This window comes from Candidatus Vallotiella hemipterorum, assembly GCF_910593725.1.
Lineage (GTDB): Bacteria > Pseudomonadota > Gammaproteobacteria > Burkholderiales > Burkholderiaceae > Mycetohabitans > Mycetohabitans hemipterorum.
In genome coordinates, this window is record NZ_OU343032.1 from 1 (window position 1) to 21,703 (window position 21,703).

9 protein-coding genes are annotated in these 21,703 nt (G+C 32.2%); 6 read left to right on the plus strand and 3 right to left on the minus strand.

What is annotated here, in order from left to right; all coding sequences use genetic code 11:
- Nucleotides 1-541: 541 nt before the first annotated feature.
- On the minus strand, nt 542-1,675 hold the full coding sequence (locus KW136_RS03965; protein WP_216797510.1) for an AGE family epimerase/isomerase: 1,134 nt from the start codon (nt 1,673-1,675) through the stop codon (nt 542-544).
- 669 nt (nt 1,676-2,344) lie between these two features.
- Entirely contained in the window at nt 2,345-2,791 is a 447-nt protein-coding gene (locus tag KW136_RS03970) for a transcriptional repressor (RefSeq protein WP_246583214.1), read from the minus strand.
- 422 nt (nt 2,792-3,213) lie between these two features.
- On the opposite strand from KW136_RS03970, the gene ahpC reads away from it, so the two are divergent.
- The 4 genes from ahpC (at nt 3,214) to KW136_RS03990 (ending at nt 11,885) form a co-directional block, all read left to right on the plus strand.
- Nucleotides 3,214-3,777: an alkyl hydroperoxide reductase subunit C gene (gene ahpC, locus KW136_RS03975; protein WP_216797514.1), complete on the plus strand. Its 564-nt coding sequence runs from the start codon at nt 3,214-3,216 to the stop codon at nt 3,775-3,777.
- Nucleotides 3,778-6,503: 2,726 nt separating this feature from the next.
- Nucleotides 6,504-6,941 carry an HIT family protein gene (locus KW136_RS03980; RefSeq protein WP_216797516.1) on the plus strand — a complete coding sequence of 146 codons (438 nt, stop codon included), beginning with the start codon at nt 6,504-6,506 and terminating at the stop codon, nt 6,939-6,941.
- A gap of 3,824 nt (nt 6,942-10,765) precedes the next feature.
- On the plus strand, nt 10,766-11,005 hold the full coding sequence (locus KW136_RS03985) for an H-NS family nucleoid-associated regulatory protein (protein ID WP_216797518.1): 240 nt from the start codon (nt 10,766-10,768) through the stop codon (nt 11,003-11,005).
- 28 nt (nt 11,006-11,033) lie between these two features.
- Nucleotides 11,034-11,885: an alpha/beta fold hydrolase gene (locus KW136_RS03990; protein ID WP_216797519.1), complete on the plus strand. Its 852-nt coding sequence runs from the start codon at nt 11,034-11,036 to the stop codon at nt 11,883-11,885.
- Between the two features lie 1,029 nt (nt 11,886-12,914).
- Here KW136_RS03990 and KW136_RS03995 read toward each other — a convergent pair.
- Nucleotides 12,915-14,114: an amino acid aminotransferase gene (locus KW136_RS03995; protein WP_216797520.1), complete on the minus strand. Its 1,200-nt coding sequence runs from the start codon at nt 14,112-14,114 to the stop codon at nt 12,915-12,917.
- A gap of 4,296 nt (nt 14,115-18,410) precedes the next feature.
- On the opposite strand from KW136_RS03995, the gene rpsU reads away from it, so the two are divergent.
- Both rpsU and thiC read left to right on the plus strand, forming a co-directional pair.
- Entirely contained in the window at nt 18,411-18,623 is a 213-nt protein-coding gene (gene rpsU, locus KW136_RS04000) for a 30S ribosomal protein S21 (protein ID WP_076794254.1), read from the plus strand.
- A gap of 973 nt (nt 18,624-19,596) precedes the next feature.
- A complete protein-coding gene (gene thiC, locus KW136_RS04005) occupies nt 19,597-21,531 on the plus strand; it encodes a phosphomethylpyrimidine synthase ThiC (protein ID WP_216797521.1) in 1,935 nt (644 codons plus the stop codon).
- Nucleotides 21,532-21,703 lie beyond the last annotated feature (172 nt).

Below are 21,703 nucleotides of genomic sequence, written 5' to 3' on the forward strand. Positions count from 1 at the left end.
TTATGCGCATAAACTTATAGCCTCGGGGGTAGGCGAGCAATTCCTGTGCTATTTTATAGCACAGGTCTAGATATAATTAGATCGGTATTTTAAGGAAGAAGATTTTGTGGAGTACTGATACTTATCAGTAGTTTAATAAATTTTCTATAAAATATCCTATTTCTTAAGAGAATAGATAAATATACGCTACTATAAATACAAATTTATATGGTACAACTAAAATTTTTTACTAGTTATAAATTACTTAATGATGGACTAATTATTCCTGTTAATTAACATAAATATTAATTTTGAGTGCTATCTATATTTTATTAGTTTGTATATGTTATACGGCTAAGCCGTAATTCTTTTAGAATTTAGTGATGCTTATATTAAAGAGTCAAATATAGTGTAAGCCTACGAAGGGCGACTATATTAAAATAATAAACGTATTAATTATTATAGTTTTTTCCTAAGAAAAGTATAAATTTTTAATTTAGTACTTATTTATAAGTAATTAATATTTAAAATATTAACTCTCTACCCTAAATAAATAAATATACTATATTTTTTGATACGCTGTAATAAGCGCACTATACATAGTTACTATATGATAAGGTGTTGTTGATGGCATATCGATACGTACTATAGCGCTATCTTTCGTAATAGACTCTACCCAACCATAGTCCCGCAAAAAACGCTTTTTAAAACGGCTAAGTTGAATCTTAATGGATATATGCGAATTATATATCTTGCATACAAAATTCGGTGTTTTCGATATAGTAAGAGCACGGCAAAATTCTGTTTGCGCCCATAACCGTTCATTTGAATCAATTATATGGCCGTATTCATTTAACGCAGTACATACACCTCCAGTATAAGGCGAAACACCATAACGGAGCGAAAACATATAAGCCGAGTTAAGCCATGTAGATAAGTCACTATGTCTAAAAATATCTGGCTTGTTAGCTGTAAGATAAAACCATTCAAACTGATGTCCAGGTTCGATGCGTAGGGGGCTATAGCCAATGGGCAGCTCTGTAATGCATCCAGTTGGGCGATGTACAAATTTCGTAATTATTTGTTCTGCGATAGACCGTAACGTATCAAAAAACCAAGTATCATGGCGTGCGTCGCAAGCAGATAAGTAGGCTTCAGACAAGTGCATAATTGGGTTCTGCCGTGGACCATCAATAACTGTTCGAAAGTCTCTAGACAGAACTGCGTTATAAAGGCCGGTATGCGTTGTAAATCGTGTTTCGATTACATGGAGAGTTGATTCAAGCAGATCAAGTGCATCTCGAGTACCTCGATGTCTAAAATATTCAGCGCAACCAAATACGATAAACGCATGCGTGTATAAATCTTTTTTAGTCTCTTTCGGTGCGCCTTGTGCATCAATACTATAGTTCCAACCACCATATGTTGTATCCAAAAACCGGGTGCGTAGTGATTCGAATAAACGATCTGCATGATTATGCCAGCCAGCTACGCTAAATACGTAAAGCTGACGCACACATGCCATAGCGCGATAGCGCGTGGTCGGCAAGATAGGCTGCCCAGGCGCCGAAATTCTATCATATGGTAAGCCTAATGCATCATTAAAGCCACGAGTAGACCATACTGGCAAAATTACACTAGATATATGCTGATTTAACTCATCTATTCTTACAGAAGTGCAGTTTAGTTGATTCATGAAATAAGCTTCTTTCTGCGAAGCGTTTAAATATTAATATACGCATAATGATGCGCATCACCTAAATAGTAATAATAATGACTGCACTATATTAGATTAATAATATTAAATACCAGATAGTTTTTCTAGTATTTATCTATTATGGTTGGGCGAATATAAGGGATATAAATCATTTAATTCTACTATGTGTAGCTTACTATATAGTGCATGTCATATGTGCATCTAGTAGCACTTAGCAAGCAATAAGCTATTATTGCTAGACTTACCTGATATAAAACTATGCTGTTAGTTAAGTTATATCTATTTTTTAGTTAAACCAGGATAGTTTGCTCTAGCAAATACTTCTACTAATGATATTAGTACACCCTATAAATTTCTCGAATTATATGTATAAACAATTATCATGTTGATGATACCACTATTTCCTTATCAATATAGTATTATTCCAAAGCTCTGTAGCTTATATTTATATAAATCAAGCGTGCAAATAGTGGATATATATCTAGCTGTTTTCTTAAACATGTCTTTATGTAGTACCAGTAATTAGGATTTGGCATTGATATGCGCAATTTTTTAAAGAATAAAAAGACTATACACTCGTATTTTCTTACTAATTTTTTTAAAAACTAAGAGTTTCTGGCCTACTCTTTGGTCTTAGGCCGCCATATACTACATGGATTTTGCTGTACATTCTGAACATAATCCCTTGAGCTCAAGTTCATCGCGGATAAGTGTAAAGCCAGTCGATTCAATTTTAGTTACTAGCGCGTGATGAATGCCTCGCGCATCGATTTCTGCAACTGCGGCGCAAAATTGACAAACAATTAAAATTCCTTGTCGGCAGTGCGTCAAATTATGACATACTGTGAATGCGTTAATCGACTCAATTCGGTGTACTAATCCAACAGACTGCAAAAAATCAAGTGCACGATAGACAGTCGGTGGCGCGGAGCCAGCGTGAATTTTACGCATTTCGTCAAGCAGTGTATAGGCTTTAGTTGCTCGGCCAGATTGCAGTAACAACGATAAGACTTTCTGACGTAGGGGTGTTAGTAATTCCCCACGTTCCTGACAGTAGACGAGTGCGAGCTGAATCGCCTGCATCACATCATCCATAGATAAACTAGACTGCGATGCGAGAGCAGAGGGGCGGAATATAATGTTAGTCATGCCCAATATATGGGCTGGTAAACTCGTATATTACTTTTGTATCGACAATGAAGCGGCAATGGATTAACCATGATCAAAATACTAGATTGAGGTATCTCGTATGATTTATTATGAGATATTTTGGTGTAACTATATTTTGTAATATATTACATCACGATAAATCTATGATAAAGCACAACAATGTTATATTGTACGCATTTATTCAAGTTAGGTAAAGATATATAACGATTTTAATGCTGATAGTGATATCCTGGATCTGTAAGGGTAGCATTATATCTTTTAGATAAATAATTAAATAGCTTTACCATGTTATACTCTTTGTCGTAAGATCCGGGGTAGTCGTTTTTAACCTAAGAAAGAAAAGCGAAATGTCTCTTATCAACACGCGGGTCAAACCCTTCAAAGTAACTGCCTATTGCAATAATGCTTTCGTGACAATCACGGAAGAAAGTTTGAAAGGAAAATGGTCGGCTATTGTATTTTATCCGGCTGACTTTACGTTCGTATGCCCAACCGAGTTAGGTGATTTAGCAGACCACTATGCTGAATTTCAAAAGCTCGGCGTAGAGATCTATGGCATATCAACGGATACGCATTTCACGCATAAATCTTGGCATGACACATCAGAAACAATCTCTAAGGTAAAGTACCCCCTAATAGGCGATCCAACAGCTACGTTAGCCCGAAATTTCGGGGTTCTTATCGAAGAAGAAGGCCTTGCACAGCGCGGTACATTCGTGATTAATCCGGAAGGCCAGATTAAGATGTATGAGATTCATGACAACGGTATTGGGCGTGATGCTAGAGAGTTGCTACGCAAAATACAGGCTGCTCAGTACGTCGAGTCGCATCCGGGTGAAGTATGCCCAGCCAAGTGGATACCAGGTAATAAGACGATAAAGCCGTCATTAGACATAATCGGCAAGATCTAATCTTCTATATCTCTATAATATTTTTTGTTTTATTTATTAGAAGCATAAGGTACTTAATACTATTAAAATATACCTAAATAAGCTTATTTAAAAGATTAAATCAACAGGTATGTAGAGAGCAATACAACAAGTATTGTAGTAACAAGTCAGTGAACTATAGAGACCTTGAGGGCTAATTGCAGGATAGCGCTAACTATCCTGCAATTAATCCCCTTAGATAGATTCAAGCTCGCTATCTAGCTATCTAGCTGCGATAGCATAGCGAGCTCTAATTAATAAGTATTAGTATGCGCCTAACATAATTATATAATTTACATTTCTAGTATTTATTTTAATGAAAATTTAGGTAAGCCATCTTAAATAAGGTTTTATTCAATAAATAGTAGATTATTGGCCCCTAGCTTACTTTCTAGGTCGTAATAGATTAAGCTATCTATTTGAGCTATAAGTAGAATCTAGCGTGCAAAATAGTCTATATATTATAGATAACAGTAGTAAGCTAAGTATATGACTTCATAATATTACGACTAGATAGTCTTTATAAAATGGTGCATCACAATACAAGATACGCGCAAAAATATATTTTTAACTATAAACGCAAGTAAGAATTATCAGAATATAATATAAATTATAAAAAAATAATTCAACAGATTTAGGTAACTGGAATATAGTTAATTCTATTTAACCAACATTCAAGAATTAATTAAAAAAATATTATTTATACACATATTATATATGCATAAATATAAAAAATTTATCTACATGCTAAATAACAAAAATTTTTATGCTCGTATAATAGCAGGAGATAATTTCTAGGCTCTAGTAGAGCTATAAAATAGTCTATGCTTAACTAGATATAGCGGCATATTTTATGCTATATTCTATTTAAATAAAGATACTAATTTTAATAAAAAATAAGCAGATAGCTTATAATATATCTCTCTCATAACAGAGATATATTAATTAGATTATTTAGGTAGAGAACACTTTCATCGTAGTTATGCTACTTTCTATATATATCTATAATCCGGTTAATAGTTATATAAGAGCTATTTAAGCTATGGCTAAAAATACTTATTAATTTTATTAAAAATAATTAATTCTATAAATTCTTAGAATAATAATCAGTGAAAAAAATTATTAATTTTACTGGTTTATATATAAAATATTAGAAATAGTAATGTTATAAGTAAAAAGTATCTACTAGAAAGTAAATACTTTTTAAGTATTTAAAGACTGGCCCTAAAAAGGTAATAGCTATGTTAACTAACATTTAACTATCTTTAGCTTATTTAAAAAATAAATATTTATTCTCGATGTTATTTTTATAGGTTTATATAAAAAATTGAAATATTTTTTATATAAATGATATTTTATGTTGCATAGCTTTATTTATTTAATTAATTAGATTATATACCTATAAAGTACTATAGTATAGTAAGTTTAATTGAATTTATATAAAACAGTATGTGTATTGCTACAAACCTACAAATAAGAATTTATTAAATAACTAAAATTATTAGTTTATATTAAAATGTAATTTCGATTTAGAAGGAATAGTATTCTACATCAATATCATAAAATTTTAATAAATTTTGTATGCATATGGAAATACAGAAAATATCTACTTCGCTATAGGTTATGTAACCTAATACATACATAGTAATTAACTAGTATTAGTGTAAATAAATATCAACTTATTATAAATAAAAAAATAATTGTAGTAGGCACCTTTAGTTAATAATTAAATTTTAAGTAATAGATTTTTACTAAATACTGGTATATATATTTTATAGTCTTAAGCCCTTCTTCTAAAAAAGAACAATATAGAGTAGAACTATATTAGTTTAATATATGCGCGTAGATGTACTATCTATACTGCTTAATTAAAGACTGGTACTCATTTATAAGACAAGTAATATACTAATAAGTGTATATTCTTTACATATTTTAATAAGAATTATTTTAACAAAAACGAATTTTAAATAAAAAGATATTAATTTAGTTTGAAAATTTTTTAAAAAATTAAAAATTATTTTTATCTAAGTAAAAGTATATAAAAAAATATATTTTGCTTTTAATTTATTTTAACACAATATCAATATAATAATTTAATGCTTGCGTAAGCTTAATATAATTAAGTCGTTTATATAAAACATAAAATTACTTATTTAACTTTATAAAGTACTTCATATTTCTTTAAAATAAATATCTTTAAAATATATAAGTAAGATATAAATCCTACTAAACAGATAAGGACTATATTATTTTATGGAAAAGGTTAATTATTAATAATAAAGAGTTTTATATAACGTACAGGCACTATAATTTTGAAGAAATAGGGTTTTTGTATATAAAAACTAACGGGAATAGAATTGGTTATATAAACCAGCGAAAAGATTATTTAAAATAAGAGTGTTCTATGGGATGAGGGAATCTGATAAATGACTTGCAATACTGGACATCGCCTATTATTCTGGTGTAGAATTGTTTAGTTTAAATTTTCTAAATTTTTTAATATAAAAAATACTTAAAAATAAGTATAATTACACATTACAAAATTTTTTTAATCGTTAGATCATACTAATGATTAAAGTATAATAGCTTATTATAAATATCGGTGCTAAATACTCTATAAATAGACTAATATTCAATATCTAATAAATAATTAATAAAATAAAGTTTCGTTATATTAGATATATATCTAACCCGATGTTGGAGCTGTAATGCACTACGATAATCATAATATATTTGCAAAAATTTTGCGCGGTGAATTAACGTGTGTTAAAGTATTAGAATCAAAAAAAGTTTTAGCTTTTATGGATTTTATGCCAGAAGCTGATGGCCACGTATTAGTAGTACCAAAAGAGGCTGTAGCAGAGATCTTTGATTTATCGGATATAGCAGGAGCTATCTGCTTCCATACGATTCGCCGGGTTGCTATTGCTGTGCGAGCTGCGTTAAAACCGGAGGGTATTCTAGTAACTCAGCTTAATGGAGTTGCAGCCGGTCAGACTGTGCCGCATGTGCATTTCCATGTGATTCCGCGCCGTGCTGATGAAAAACTTAAACCATATAAACGTACAATTGCCAAACTAGGAAAGCTCGAGTCGATTGCTCAATTAATTCGTATTCAGCTTGAGCAAAGCAGTGAACTTATATAAATGTTCATGAATTTTGTATTCATTAAAAATAGTTACAGTGTGACTGTGCTTAGCATTAAGTTAATGTTACTTTAATATACTTGCACATATAATTTAAGGTAGCTCTTGGATAAAAGTGCCAGCTATGCTAGGCATGGCAGTTAGTGAGTTTATTTGTGCTTTATTTTCTATAGTATAGTCTTCGATACCGCCGATAACGTAATGCTAGACTGAACATAATTGTCGTTTTCCTCGTAATTCTATATTCAGTATATACTAGGTAAAAAAATATAGATAGACTAAAATTACTACTAATCTGTAGTAAGCTCTTACACCAAAGATTAATTTTAATAAATTAAACTACTTAAATTATTTTTTACTACTAATTATATAATTCATATATAGTCTAGTATATGTTTTATATTTATATATAAAAATTACCATTATAAAATTCGCTATATATTTTTTATTAGTATTTAGATACTATCTTGTTTTATAGAAACACAATATTAGCTTTCCGCTAAAATGGAAAAATAATTTTCGGAATTTTTATTAAATTATTTTCTTAAAATCTAACTTTATAAGTATACGATAGTATATATTTACTATCTCGACAAGAATTATATTCAAGCACTTTAATACAATTTTTGGTTGCGTTAACTAGGTTAACTCTCAATTTCTTAGTGCTGTTGCTTAACAATACCTACCAGGTAGAGGTAGTACAGAAAATGTATTACCATCTTCGCATCTATATTATAAAGTGCGTATTTGATAACCTAAGTAATTGCCTAAGTTGAGTAGGCTAACTATGCTTAAGTTATACTTTTAACTAATTTCTACATTACGTGGTCTATAAGAAAAATATTTAATTTTGTATAAAAGCATTCGTAATTTTAATAAGTAGTGCTTTCTAATATTTATATCCTCTACTCTTAAAAAAGTATTTTAATAACTTTTATTTGAATACAACTGCAGTATTAACATAAGCCTATTTCATACGACTTACTACTTAAAATTAATGGGACTTTTAATGGTTTTTAAATTTCTAGATCTATTTAGACCAAGGTATGTCGTAACAATCTAGTAGATCAGATAGAAATTAAGGCATACATTACAAAAGACTATAATACAGCTCTGCTGATATTAGCTAGATAAGCTACAGGCATATATAATATTGGATTATTTTAGAGAAAATTCCAAAAGTTGTATTTTTCTAAGCAGGGATTGCTTAGAACTTAGTCTCAAAGATTGAGCACGGTAATACTATACTACTGTAATATCCAAATTAACTTTGGAAGTGTAAGTTGCACATAATCTGTGCCGATAGAACTAGTTTTAATACACATGGATACTAAGTATAATTTTATTATATAAAAATAATAAGCTAAAGTGCTATTTTCATTATCCGGCTGAAAATATCTATAGATTGATAACGTTTTTACTAATAATTAGCTTAACTAGGTAACTATAAACACTGAGCTTGTGTTCCGTGCGATTAATATATCTTTGGAAAAGTATTGACTAATTGCCCACTAGAATTATCGCCCCCCATACTTATAGATACTATAAGAGATAGAGTTATAGTGTAAAAATATTGCGTGTTAAGAAACTAATATCAAAAAGTATATAGTATCTTATAGATATCGATCCTTATTAGGCACAGTAATAATAAAAACATTAGGCGAAAAGTATTAATACTATTAGGTAGATTTTAAATCTATGGTAGTGCTACCGTTTGTTTATAATATTTTATCTAGAATAGAGATAGTAAAGTACTATATGTTGATCTAGTATTATCTATATATAACTAGTCCAAGCTATAGTGTACATTTAAATAGTATTTATCATCTACCCAATCAGTAACCAGCAGAGCTTATTCCTAGATAAATTTTAAGTAGTTAATTATATAAAAAATATAGATTTATTTTTCTAATACGTTAGACTTCCTACTATAAACTGTGATATGTATCTCTACTATCTAGTAGATTCTAGAATAGGGGCTATTTTAAATAGTGATTTTTAAAATTAATTATTTAATATCCACTCCTAGTAGTGGCTTAGATTAGTGTTGTGCCTATATAGGTTTATGTCTTAGATATAAATCTTATGATTTAAGAGGTATAGTACTGCATGCGCCATACCTGGTAAGAACATACGTTAGTTTTAAGGGAGTAATAAAAATATTATAGTAGATACATCTAGCATGCAATTAAATATAGTTAACGCATTTTTAGAAAAATTGACTAATTTTCCGTTACACTAGATAGTACCTAGAAATGTACAAATAATAAGTATTTATAAAACTTCTTAGATTATACCTTCTTTCTTTGGTAAAATTTTTTAAGCTAGTTATCTAAAGCTTATTGCTATTTTATTATTTTCCACGCAGTAGAGAATGTTCGCTGCTACTATGCCTAGAGTTAGTAGGGGGGGGTGATTAGATTTCCAGTAGGATCTGAGTCGCCTATTTCGGGTTATAAGCTTCTTGATTACTTTAAGATCACCTTGGTGCGTTATTAAACGTTAATATAACAAATAAATATCTATTCAAAATATTTGAATAGATATTTATCACATTATGACTGATACGCCCCGTGCATTTACTAACTTTCCTAAAATATAGCATAATATGCTACATATGTTATATTTATAACTAACGAGGTACTACGCCGTCATGGTTTTATCGGCTTTCTAATTATTAAAATATTAGGTAAGAATAAAAATTTTGCTAGGTGAGGAAGTCTAGAGATTCTCTATGTTATAATGAGTAAAATATACATAGTATGTATACTATAGCTCATCTATAAGTGTATAACTTTATAAGTTATCAAAGCGTTATAATTAAGTTATTTTTATATCAAGCTCAGTTATGATACTGAGCCGGTTTATTTTTTCTTCTAGAGATTGCCCTACTTTATTTAAATACAGATGGATTGTATCTTTATATTATATAATAGGATTTATCCCGGAAAAATCTATGTTAATCACTAAACTGGTTGCACGCTAAACCTAGTATCATTAAGACGCTGTTACTATATAGGTTTCATTTCACTTGAAAAGCGCTGGATGCGTTGAAATATATATTTTGACTTTTTATGTACCTGGATTAACTCAAGATAAGCATCTTAATAAAATGTTGTAATGCCAGTAGGATAATAAATAGTAGTTAAGCGCTGCGCGCTTTGCTGTTATTCGCAACGGCATACGTGATGCCAGCTTCTCTCAGAGAAAAAAAATATTACCCTGTAAGTACTTGAGCTATAGCTATACATTTTTTGTATGTATCTATGCCTAAACACTATCGATAAGTCTTATTAACAATTTTTAGGGATGTATCCTACACTTCACTATCTATGACGGCGAAAGTTTTGCTTAAGTTACCGATTGTGCTACAAGATAAGTAATGTGCATTACACTTGCATATAAACAAGTAAAGAGATGAGGGTAAATCTGCGCTTATATATTAATAAGCTGATAAGATAACTAATTTCTTGCCTAGATTCAAGCATCCCTAACTGTTACGCGCGTTTGTTATCTAATAGTGATATAACACTAGGAATTTTATTACACCTCATAATGACGAAACTAATCTAGTTTGGATTTTATTCCATTGATATTTATAACTATTTATCGCCGATATATTTCAGTATATAAATAAAAGCGATTGTATTAATTGTGCTTAGCATAATTAATACTCATATAGCTAAAAATTGCAATTCTAAATATCTAGCTATCTGACCTGTATTTAGCTAATGGCGTAGAATAGTAGATAAACTTTCTCTACGCTGTATAACAAGCTAAATGAAGGGAGCACCGTACAGCTTGTGACATAATAACTTTACCCTATGGACGAACAGAAAAGACAAAAAATTATTGCGTATATTCATAAGCAGATGGCAGAATACGATATCTCTGTTGAGCGTTTAGCTGAAGCACTAGCTGAAAAAGAGAAAGATATAAAACCAGTCTTGTTTCGTGATGCGTATGGAAACGTATGGGATGGCAAAGGAGAAATGCCTAATTGGCTTAAACGAGCAGTATATGCAGGGCAGTCAACTGAGCACTTTAAGGTAAAAACAAAATAAAATACAATCCTAGGCCTATATTACGCCGATGCTAAACGCTCAACTAATTAAGCTAGATGATTATTCAAGTATTGCGTTCGCCCAGGCGGGCAGAGGAGAGCCAGTAGTACTAGTTCATGGTTCGCTATGCGACTACCGGTATTGGGAACCGCAGTTTGTACCAATTTCATCGATAAATCGAGTATTAGCTCTTAGCCTTGGACATTATTTTCCAACACGTGAGTTAAATCGCTCTCTGCCATTTAGTTGGCGCGTACATATACAGCAGATTATTCAGTTTATAGATGATATTGTATGCGAGCCGGTGCATATAGTTGCACATTCGTATGGCGCTTACCTTGTTTTTCAACTTGCTCACTGTTTTCCAGAACGGTTGCGCAGTATAACGCTAGCTGACCCGAGTGGATTTATTAAACACAGCGATGCATCATCGTATCAGCGTAACACGCTACATACACGTGTTATAGAGCTAATTCAGCAAAGTAAGATAGATGCAGGTTTAGAGTTATTTGTTGATTCAGTTAGCCAAAAAGGGACATGGGCGCGGAGTGCAGATAGGTTTAAGATAATGGCGCGAGACAATGCACATACACTATGGCCACAAATTTTAGATCAGGTACCGGTTTTTTCCGAGCATGACGCCAGAAAAATTCTGCTGCCAGTTATGCTAGTTCTCGGAGAAAAAAGTCCCTTTATTTTTCATCAGAATATTAAATGGTTACATAAATATATTAATAATTCTTTCAAAACAACAATCGCTGGTGTCTCGCACGGGATGAACTTAACGCATCCGCGTGCATTTAATCAAGTGGTACTGGACTTTATTAAAGTAAATAGCCGAACTCAGTTTTCTAAAAAAGTTCGTAGTACATATACTTAACAGTACTGAATATACGTAAATTAAGATAATAAAATATAGATGCTATCTAATTAGAAAACTTACTAAAATAAATTAAAAACAACTGTAGTTTTTTAATAAAAACTAAACTCTATAAGTTTATCTGATTTTTATATCAATTTTTTATAAAAAATTTTTTAAAATTAAAAGTTCTAATAAAAATTAGGCTATCATTAATAAATAATAAAGCAATCTCTAGAGACCGAAGACGTGGTCTATTATTAATACTAATTAAGTATATTATAAATAATATGGCACTATTTTTTGTGACTATTTAAGATATAAAATTCTAGTTTAGAAGATAATTGCTAATATGGTTTAGATATATCTAATACAGATAGTTTTTAATGAATTTATAAATTATTAAACTGTACTGTGCTAGTAGAACACATATGCTATATAGTTATAGAATAGATACTATATAGTGGTATCGATAGAAATCATGAGATGTTTAGGTAGGTATATAGAGGAAATTAAGCGACCCCAATAGAGTTTTTAATACAAAACCCTATTTGGGTCGCTTGTTTAGCTAATTTTTAGCAGAGCTTAATGCTAATTTTTAGCAAAAAAGCTAATTAAGCGATCTATTGATGAGCGATTTTTTCAGTTAGAAATAACTTTCTATTAACAGGCGGTCAATTGAGATATTAAGAGAATATGCGTCGAGGTGAGCAAAGCGAGACGGCAGAAGAAACCGAAGCTTTCAGCTAAGCCTATTTATACGTAACTAGATAAAAGATATGTTCTACTAATGGGTTACTTGCTAGCCCAGCATAGTGTTACTATGACTATGTTTATATAGATAAGAGCGCACTAGTCTTAGGTAAATAAGAAGATTATTTTAGTTAAAAATCACGATGAGTCTTTATTGTATATTTTGGCGTTTCTAGTTGTGCTCCGTTTTTACGAAAACAAGATATTTATCTATATTCGGCTCAGGCCGAACTTAAGACAAGTAACAATTTTATAATAAGAGGGCGAGTTATTAAATCTAGTAATACCTAAACTTTGTTATACAAGTAAAACTCTTGCTATAGCGTCGGCGACAACATCAATATTCTGTTCATTTAGACCCGCAATACACATCCGTCCAGAGCGGACTAGATACACGCCGTGCTCGGTACGTAGACGGTCTACTTGTGTAGAACTAAAGCCAGTATAAGTAAACATACCTCGTTGTCGAACATAGCATGATAATAAAGAATCCTCAATACGGCGGTCTTTTAATCGTTCATAAATTGCATGGCGCATTGCAGCAATACGCTTACACATTGAGGCGAGCTCTGACTGCCATAATGTACGTAGAATTGGTGTACATAGTACCCTATGGACTACCTTAGCGCCATAAGTGGGTGGGTTACTATAGTTAGATCGTACTGCGCCGGTCAACTGCCCTAGTACTCGAGTTGCCTCCTCATTAGATTGGCATACAACACTTAAACCCCCGCAGCGTTCACCATATAGTGCAAAGTTTTTCGAAAACGAGTTCGCAACTAGGCATGATATACCCCGTGCGGTTAGCTCTCGAACAGCGAAGGCATCATCATCTAGGTCTGTTCCAAAGCCTTGATATGCCATATCGATGAACGGTAACAACTCTTTTTTCTCGATTAGCGAGATAACTTCTCGCCATTGATGATGGTCTAAGTCGACACCTGTCGGATTATGACAGCACGCATGCAGCAGCACAATGTGACGATTCGAAATTGCACGCAACGCATCAAGCATTGCTGTAAAGCGCACGCCTCCGGTAGCGCTATCGTAATACGGATAGGTGTTTACCGTGAATCCAGCACGTTCGAATACCACGCGGTGGTTTTCCCAACTGGGATCACTAATCCATACTTGCGCATTAGGTAAAGTGCGCCGTAGAAAATCTGCGCCGACTTTCAACGCACCTGAGCCGCCTAGTGTCTGCAGTGTTGCAATACGCCGCTCAGTATGTACACCGCATACATTGCCAAATACTAGTTGATATACTGCATCTCGATAATCAGGTAGTCCTGCCATTGGCAGGTAGGGTCGGGGTCTTGTTTCTCTAGCGAGAGCATGTTCCGCGTCGCGTACAGCAGCCATTACTGGAAGCTTACCGTAAGCGTCAAAGTAAATACCAATACTTAGGTTTACCTTATTAACCCGGGGGTCATCCTGAAAATCCTCATTAAGCGACAAAATGGGATCACCAGGAAATGCTTTAACGTGCTCAAACATAAAGTATCCTAAAAAAGTGAGGCGTTATCGCTCGAAGGCTTTTCTATATATAAATATCAGGGCATCAAACTAATTTATCTTAGATTACCGTGAAGACCGCTAATCTAAGATAAATTAGATAAATTGAAAAGCTCAGTAGCGATGCATATAAGTGTTAAGACCATAGTGGTGAAGGTTAGATTTATATAAATCTGTAATTAGTAAGGGGAAAATCTACAAGATTTGAACTTATTTTTTTCTGCCCCCCCAAGTGCAGGATATTTACTATAGTTTAGTTGATTAGAGGTGCTAGTGCCATTAACGCCGAACGTATACAATATGTAACTATTTTTGTAAATTTATTGCTATAAGCCAACATTAAAGTTAGTAAATACTACAACGTTTAGTGCAGTAGTTAAAATACAGTTTTTATCATATAAGCATTTATTAAAAATAAGCCTTGGTTTCAGGTGAAATCTTTTCAAGATAGGATAATAGCAGCAAGAATTTCGTTCCAGCATAGAAATTATGTCTAGTAAATAGCTACCTAGAGCCACACAGAATACTATGATCGGATCATTAGTCCGAATAACCGTAATGCTGATTTTATACTTCATTCCTATTAGGAAAATTCTTACTGCAAGCCTAACCTATGAACTATTGATTCTATATTAAAGATCACTATCTAGCTAAATGCTGGTATACCTTTGCGGGCTTAACAATCTAAAAATAACGGATAGGCAAGCATTGATAGATTACTATCTACCGACGATTGTAGCTACCTATATTAGAAAGGATAAGCATCCTATCTCGCCACAGTATTTTATACTATTCAGACTAATTGTATTAATTTGCACATGCAATGATAGGGTTGCAACCCTTATGGGAAGACTACTGTATCTCTATTAAATATAGAATGTACATCGCCGAAAACTGAGTTCTCCTAGAAAAGATATACAGTAACTAATTATTTAAACCAGACAAGAAACTACCAAAATACCGGCAGTGCTTGATAGTACAAACTAAATAAGTGGTGAATCGACTTATTGACTGATATTGTAATAAGCTACCATATAATTAAAAAAGATATACCAAAATAGTGTGAAGTTTTAGTAAGTAAAATAGTGCTGCGATGATCAGTATCATCTTGATATTTATTAAATCTAAATATACAATATAATTGTTTTAATCAGCTAAAAGCTGGTTTTCTATTTTCTAAATTAGAATAGTATCTATGGTATTTTCATACCACTGCGTATTTCTATACCAGTATCGTATAGAATATAATGCCCTATTGATAGGAGTATCCGTAGACTCTTAATTATCAGATACATTTATAGGATCCTTCTAAAAAGGTATTCTTAGTTTATTAGCGCAGGTTCGCCAGCTAATTTATAAAGTTTTATTACCTCAAAAAAAGGAAATAATAGTGCATACACTTACTCTAGTCTCTCTAGATATACGAACAGTCGAGAGTAAGTGTCTTATAAGAACAGGCGCGTACTTTAAATTTAGCACTAGCTAAGATGATCAAAATATGAACTTCTATGCGGACGTTATCCTCTGGTCAGAGATTAGAAAAATAGGAACATCAAGAAATATAAACTTAGCCTAATACGGTACAACTAGTAATTCACGTCGTAACGTTTATTCCGCAATAATAGACTATAATTATATTCATAATTTTTAATAGTTTTATGTACTAGTTTTCCAGCTCTCACAGGTATAAAAATATATTTTATAATAGGGAATATTATAAACTGTAAAAAATTGTCTCACAAGACTTAAAATTATTATCAAAGTTTTTATTTAGGATGCTATAAATCCTAGACATAAGTAAAGTGTGTTCGAATGCATGCTTAAGCGGGATAAAACATGCAAGCATGTTGCCACTAGAGCTTAAGAGTAGTAGGACATAGTAGCTTTGAGCGCGATTAATATTAAAGTATCATGTAAAATACGCGCCACCTAATTATTTTGTAGGTAGTGCATATAGATATTCTAAGTATTTTAGGAAGTTCATTTCTTAATCATGCCTTATAGATATGATACTCAATCATGCTAATTTCCGCATTTTACTATACTTTTTTTAAATTATTAAAAGTAAAGTTTTATATAATATAGTCTAGACTGGATATTTAAATAACAGATTAATGAATAGGGTTATAATTACTTATAGATCCTACAATTAAATATTGTCGTTCTAGTGCGGAAGCCTATGCTATAAGTTCTTATATCTATATAGATTTTATTAATTTAATAGCTATTAAATTAATAAATATTAGTAACGAGATAACTATATTAACTAGTACCCTAAAAAATATTCCAGTAAAATACATAGACTACCCTAGTATATTTAGTTTTATTGAATCTTATTGTACTTTTTATCTACTAATATATAATAATTTTTCATCAAAATATTATACACACTCCATATTTATATATTATGTTACTTAACTTAGTTAAATATTTTAATAGAAAAAATATAATCTAATTGATTTATCTATAAAAAAGTCCAGAAGTAGAGTATTAAAAATATTTTTCAGGCCTAAAGATACTAAGTATTTTTAATAAAAATGTATATACTTATATCAGGGATATTTTATTATTCTAAAGTTAGTTTTATAAAACTATAAAAATAAGTATTAATATTAGAATTAAATAATTTTATTTATGTAAATAAAATTATTACTTAGTGTGTAAACACATTTGAGTAAGTATATAAAAGTTTTTATTTTTTAGTAAATATTCAGTTCTGTACGAGCGTTTTTATTAAAAAGTAAAGAAAAATTTAGCTGTACATCTATAACATATATCGTCTAGTATAACTTTTTTATTTATCATACATATGATACAATATAAAAATATTTTCCCGGAGTGATGAAATTGGTAAACATAGCGGACTTAATAATTTGAGTGCACAGCCGGAAACAGCTGATGTAGAACCCTTCAAATCCGGCGAATCCCCTGGTGTGTAAGCCGAGGTAACGCCGAGCCAAAATAGTCAGGTTTATAAACTTGATAAAAAGGTGTAGAGACTAGACGGAGGGCACCTAATGTACAATATTACAAATAAACTAAGTAGTATCATACAATGGTGAAGGCATAGTCCAGCGCACAAACATCAGCCTTTGCAAAATTGGTGGCGCCGAAAGGCGTAGTGTGAAGAAAATCCGCCGCTTCACGGCTTACCGGTTCGAGTCCGGTCTCCGGGACCATAGTGTATAAAAAATACTATACGGGTAGTAAAAGTACTATTTTAGATATACAAGGAGAAATAACAGAATAAATACGGTATTGACATTTGAATAATAATTGTATTTTTTAGACCGCACTTTTATTTGCAGTTATGAATTATTGTGTCTAATACAAAAATAACGCTCTCTATACCGACCTATACAAAGATATTGTATTAACAAATCGTATTACATAGAAAGTTAAAATTCTATGCTAAGTTTTATTATAATTATTATTTAATAATATACATCCTATTAAAGGAATTATATAAAGTTTATATTAATGATATATTTTAAATATTTTTACTCGTACTCAATATTTTAAGAAAAAGCTTGGCCTGTGGGGTAGATTCTTAGCATTAAAATGTTTACATAGATATCTGATTTTGGAATTTTTCTAAAAATATTGTTATTTATAATACATTAGATAGGAATTTTGATTTCTAAAATTTAGATTTTATAAATCTATATCCTGCTTTTATATGCTTAAGCCCCCTAAAATTTATTGCGTTATTGCTATGCAGCAATCACCTAATTGATGTTAATTAGAAATATTTGTAATATCAAGTACAGAATTAATATTCTAGAGGAAAATTATATTAATTTCTTTATATAAACTACTCTTTTATTTGCTCAGATAATTTTTATGTATTAGTTAACTAGTAATTACTTATTAAGTAAGTTAAAATAATAAGATAGGCTTATTATTTACATATATTATAAACTATATGTACTTTTATATACAAGTAAAACGGCAATTCTATTGATGTTGTTATTTTTACTATAACTATAGTATAATAAAAATATGATATATTTTTATTATTGAAAAAACGTTGAAACACCTAAGTGCTTATAGAAAAATTAGTTATGTGAGTTTTTCAACAAATTTTATATTGAGTACATACATATATCTTTGATTTAGTGCAGAAGGATCTTTTTTATTAAAAAAGATAAGATGTTATTAGCAGTGCAATAGATTACATAACTATTGGTATATGTTAATATTCCGGATATTGCCTGCCTCCTGGATAATGTTTTATATAAGTAAACATCATATTTTTATTAAATTTAAAGGAATAATTTGACTACTGTTATCCCTAAGCCTAATGAGCCCGTCGAAGTTGCACTGCGTCGCTTTCGGCGTTCTATTGAAAGCACCGGCTTAATTAAAGAGTTGCGCGCTCGCACAGCATATGAAAAACCTACTGCTGAGCGCAAAAGGAAAAAAGCAGCAGCTGTAGCAAGGTTGCGTAAACAAATTCGACGCTCTTTACCGCCCCGTAAACTTTACTAATCATAATAAATGTATCAATCTAGAATACCTCATGTAATATTAAGTACAGCAATAAAGCTCTAAATAATTCTCTTTTCTAGTAAGAAAAATGAATATATTTAAATAGTAAATTCAGCTGCATATAGTATATACACTTCTGTATTAGAATAAAATATAGTTTTTTATAAAAAATAAGTTAGCCTCATAGGGAAAGTGATATATGAAATATTAGCTATAATAAAAGTATCTACTATAGTAGTAGCTCGATGCCGGTAAATAATAAAATAAATTAACTAGCCGCACTAATTAGTAGATCTATAAGTGCGGCTAGACTAAGATCAACATAATTAGAATACTATTTATATAGTATAAAATAATAATAATTGTTCTATCTAAAATAGTATGATACGTGTATGTATATAAAAAAACGTATAATTTTTTATAAAAAAATAATATTAATTTTTAATTGTTTAAAAATTAAATAACTAATTCGTTATATAGTGCCGCACTAAGTATATTTCTTTTATAAAATACGTATAATATCCGTTTCAGAGTTATAGTGAAAATATTTATAAGTTTGTTTAGTTTCTACTATGTTTTTAGATAGATATACTACTGTTTAGTATTATCAATACTGGGTTAAAAAATTATTTATAACAATTTATCTCTCTTAAAGAAAGCTTTTAATCTTATAAGCTATATCTTATTTGGTTATTGTGGGAAGTAATGTATCTTACTAATGTCACTTAAAAAGTGAGCTTAACTTGGTATTTTATACTTCTATAATGTAGAAACATTAAGGAGAAGTGGGTTAACATTGTATATGGTGTTGTTACTTGTTTGCTTTCGATAAAATATTTTTTAAACCTAAGTTAAGCAATGACAGCCTAAAAAATGTTCGATGCCAACAAGCTGTAGTTTTTTAGTTCGCCTCTCATATTACTACCTTTTACCATTCTCGTATTATATTACCATTGATTATAGGAGACATTCGATGGTTACTAATCTAAAGTTTTTGGCTGAATCCGCACGTGTAGACGATACTGCTATTACTCCCCTTCCTAATTCCCGCAAGATCTACGTAGTGGGCTCTCGGCCCGATCTTCGGGTTCCAATGCGCGAAATTAGCCAAGCTGATACGCCGACTATATTCGGTGGTGAGAAAAATCCTCCGATTACAGTCTATGATACTTCTGGACCCTATTCAGATCCAGAGGCTACAATCGATATCCGAATTGGCTTACCGGCGCTACGTGAGACATGGATTGAGGAGCGTAAAGATACTGAGCGTTTAAAAAAAGATTTCTCAAGCCAGTATGGTCAAAATTATGCGGCAGATCAAGAGACTACACACTTACGCTTTCCGGGCTTGTATCGCTCGCCAAGACGGGCTAAGGCTGGCGTTAATATAACACAAATGCATTATGCGCGTTGTGGCATGATCACGCCAGAAATGGAATTTGTTTCGATCCGCGAAAATCAACGTCGTTATGAGTATCTTGAGAGTTTATATGCTAGCGGACCTCAAGGCTCTAAACTAGCTGATCTAATCGGCCGACAGCATCGTGGTAAGTCATTTGGATCGCCAGTATCTGGTATAAAGCAGGTCCACGAAATTACACCAGAATTTGTACGCCAAGAGATCGCGCGTGGTCGTGCGATTATTCCAGCTAATATTAATCATCCAGAATCTGAGCCGATGATTATCGGCCGAAATTTTCTAGTAAAGATTAATGCTAATATCGGTAACTCGGCCGTCACATCATCAATTGGCGAAGAAGTTGATAAGATGATATGGGCAATTCGCTGGGGCGGTGATACCGTTATGGACTTATCTACTGGTAAAAATATCCATGAAACACGCGAATGGATCATCCGAAATAGCACAGTACCAATTGGTACTGTACCAATATACCAAGCACTAGAGAAAGTGCATGGCAAAGCAGAAGATCTAACGTGGGAAATTTTTCGAGACACGTTGATTGAACAAGCAGAACAGGGTGTCGACTACTTCACGATACACGCAGGTGTCTTACTGCGCTACGTGCCTATGACAGCACAGCGGATGACGGGGATTGTTTCTCGTGGTGGTTCAATTATGGCCAAGTGGTGTCTCTCTCATCACCGAGAAAGTTTTCTATACGAGCATTTCGAAGATATCTGTGAGATTATGAAAGCATATGACGTCAGCTTCTCGCTGGGTGACGGATTGAGGCCAGGCTCAATCTATGACGCAAACGACGAGGCACAGCTTGCTGAACTTAAAACACTCGGTAAGCTAACGCAAATCGCGTGGCAGCACGATATACAAACGATGATTGAAGGTCCTGGACATGTTCCGATGCAGTTAATCAAGGAAAATATGGACTTGCAGCTAGAGTGGTGTAACGAGGCACCCTTCTATACACTAGGACCGTTAACAACCGATATTGCACCAGGATACGATCATATTACGTCTGGTATTGGAGCGGCGATGATCGGCTGGCTTGGAACGGCGATGCTGTGCTATGTAACGCCAAAAGAACACTTAGGGTTACCAAATAAAAACGATGTTAAAGAAGGTATTATAACTTATAAAATAGCAGCACACGCTGCTGATTTGGCTAAAGGACACCCAGGCGCTCAGGTACGTGACAATGCATTATCGAGAGCTCGCTTTGAATTCCGCTGGGAGGATCAGTTTAATCTCGGGCTTGATCCAGAGAAAGCGCGAAACTTTCACGACGAGACACTTCCTAAGAATTCTTCTAAAGTCGCTCATTTTTGCTCTATGTGTGGTCCGCATTTTTGCTCAATGAAAATCACACAAGATGTAAGAGATTTTGCAGAGAAGCAAGGTATTAATGAAGTGGAGGCGCTGCATAAGGGAATGAAAGCTAAGGCAATGGAGTTTAAACATTCGGGTACTAAAATTTATCATAAACAATAAATTATATTTGTAAATAGTCTTAAGACGCATTAATCCACACTAGGTTAGTAATTAAGACACTAAAGAGCCCAGATTATAAATATAATAATTGTTTTTATGCTGCTAAATCTATGGGAGGGCGCATCAAGATGCGGAGAGATATCTAATATGCATAAATATATTCACTTTATAT

Excerpts from the sequence above, each read along its gene's own strand:
- KW136_RS03965 (WP_216797510.1), bottom strand. The coding sequence starts at position 1,675 with ATGAATCAACTAAACTGCACTTCTGTAAGAATAGATGAGTTAAATCAG.
- KW136_RS03970 (WP_246583214.1), bottom strand. The coding sequence starts at position 2,791 with ATGGATGATGTGATGCAGGCGATTCAGCTCGCACTCGTCTACTGTCAG.
- ahpC (WP_216797514.1), top strand. The coding sequence starts at position 3,214 with ATGTCTCTTATCAACACGCGGGTCAAACCCTTCAAAGTAACTGCCTAT.
- KW136_RS03980 (WP_216797516.1), top strand. The coding sequence starts at position 6,504 with ATGCACTACGATAATCATAATATATTTGCAAAAATTTTGCGCGGTGAA.
- KW136_RS03985 (WP_216797518.1), top strand. The coding sequence starts at position 10,766 with ATGGACGAACAGAAAAGACAAAAAATTATTGCGTATATTCATAAGCAG.
- KW136_RS03990 (WP_216797519.1), top strand. The coding sequence starts at position 11,034 with ATGCTAAACGCTCAACTAATTAAGCTAGATGATTATTCAAGTATTGCG.
- KW136_RS03995 (WP_216797520.1), bottom strand. The coding sequence starts at position 14,114 with ATGTTTGAGCACGTTAAAGCATTTCCTGGTGATCCCATTTTGTCGCTT.
- thiC (WP_216797521.1), top strand. The coding sequence starts at position 19,597 with ATGGTTACTAATCTAAAGTTTTTGGCTGAATCCGCACGTGTAGACGAT.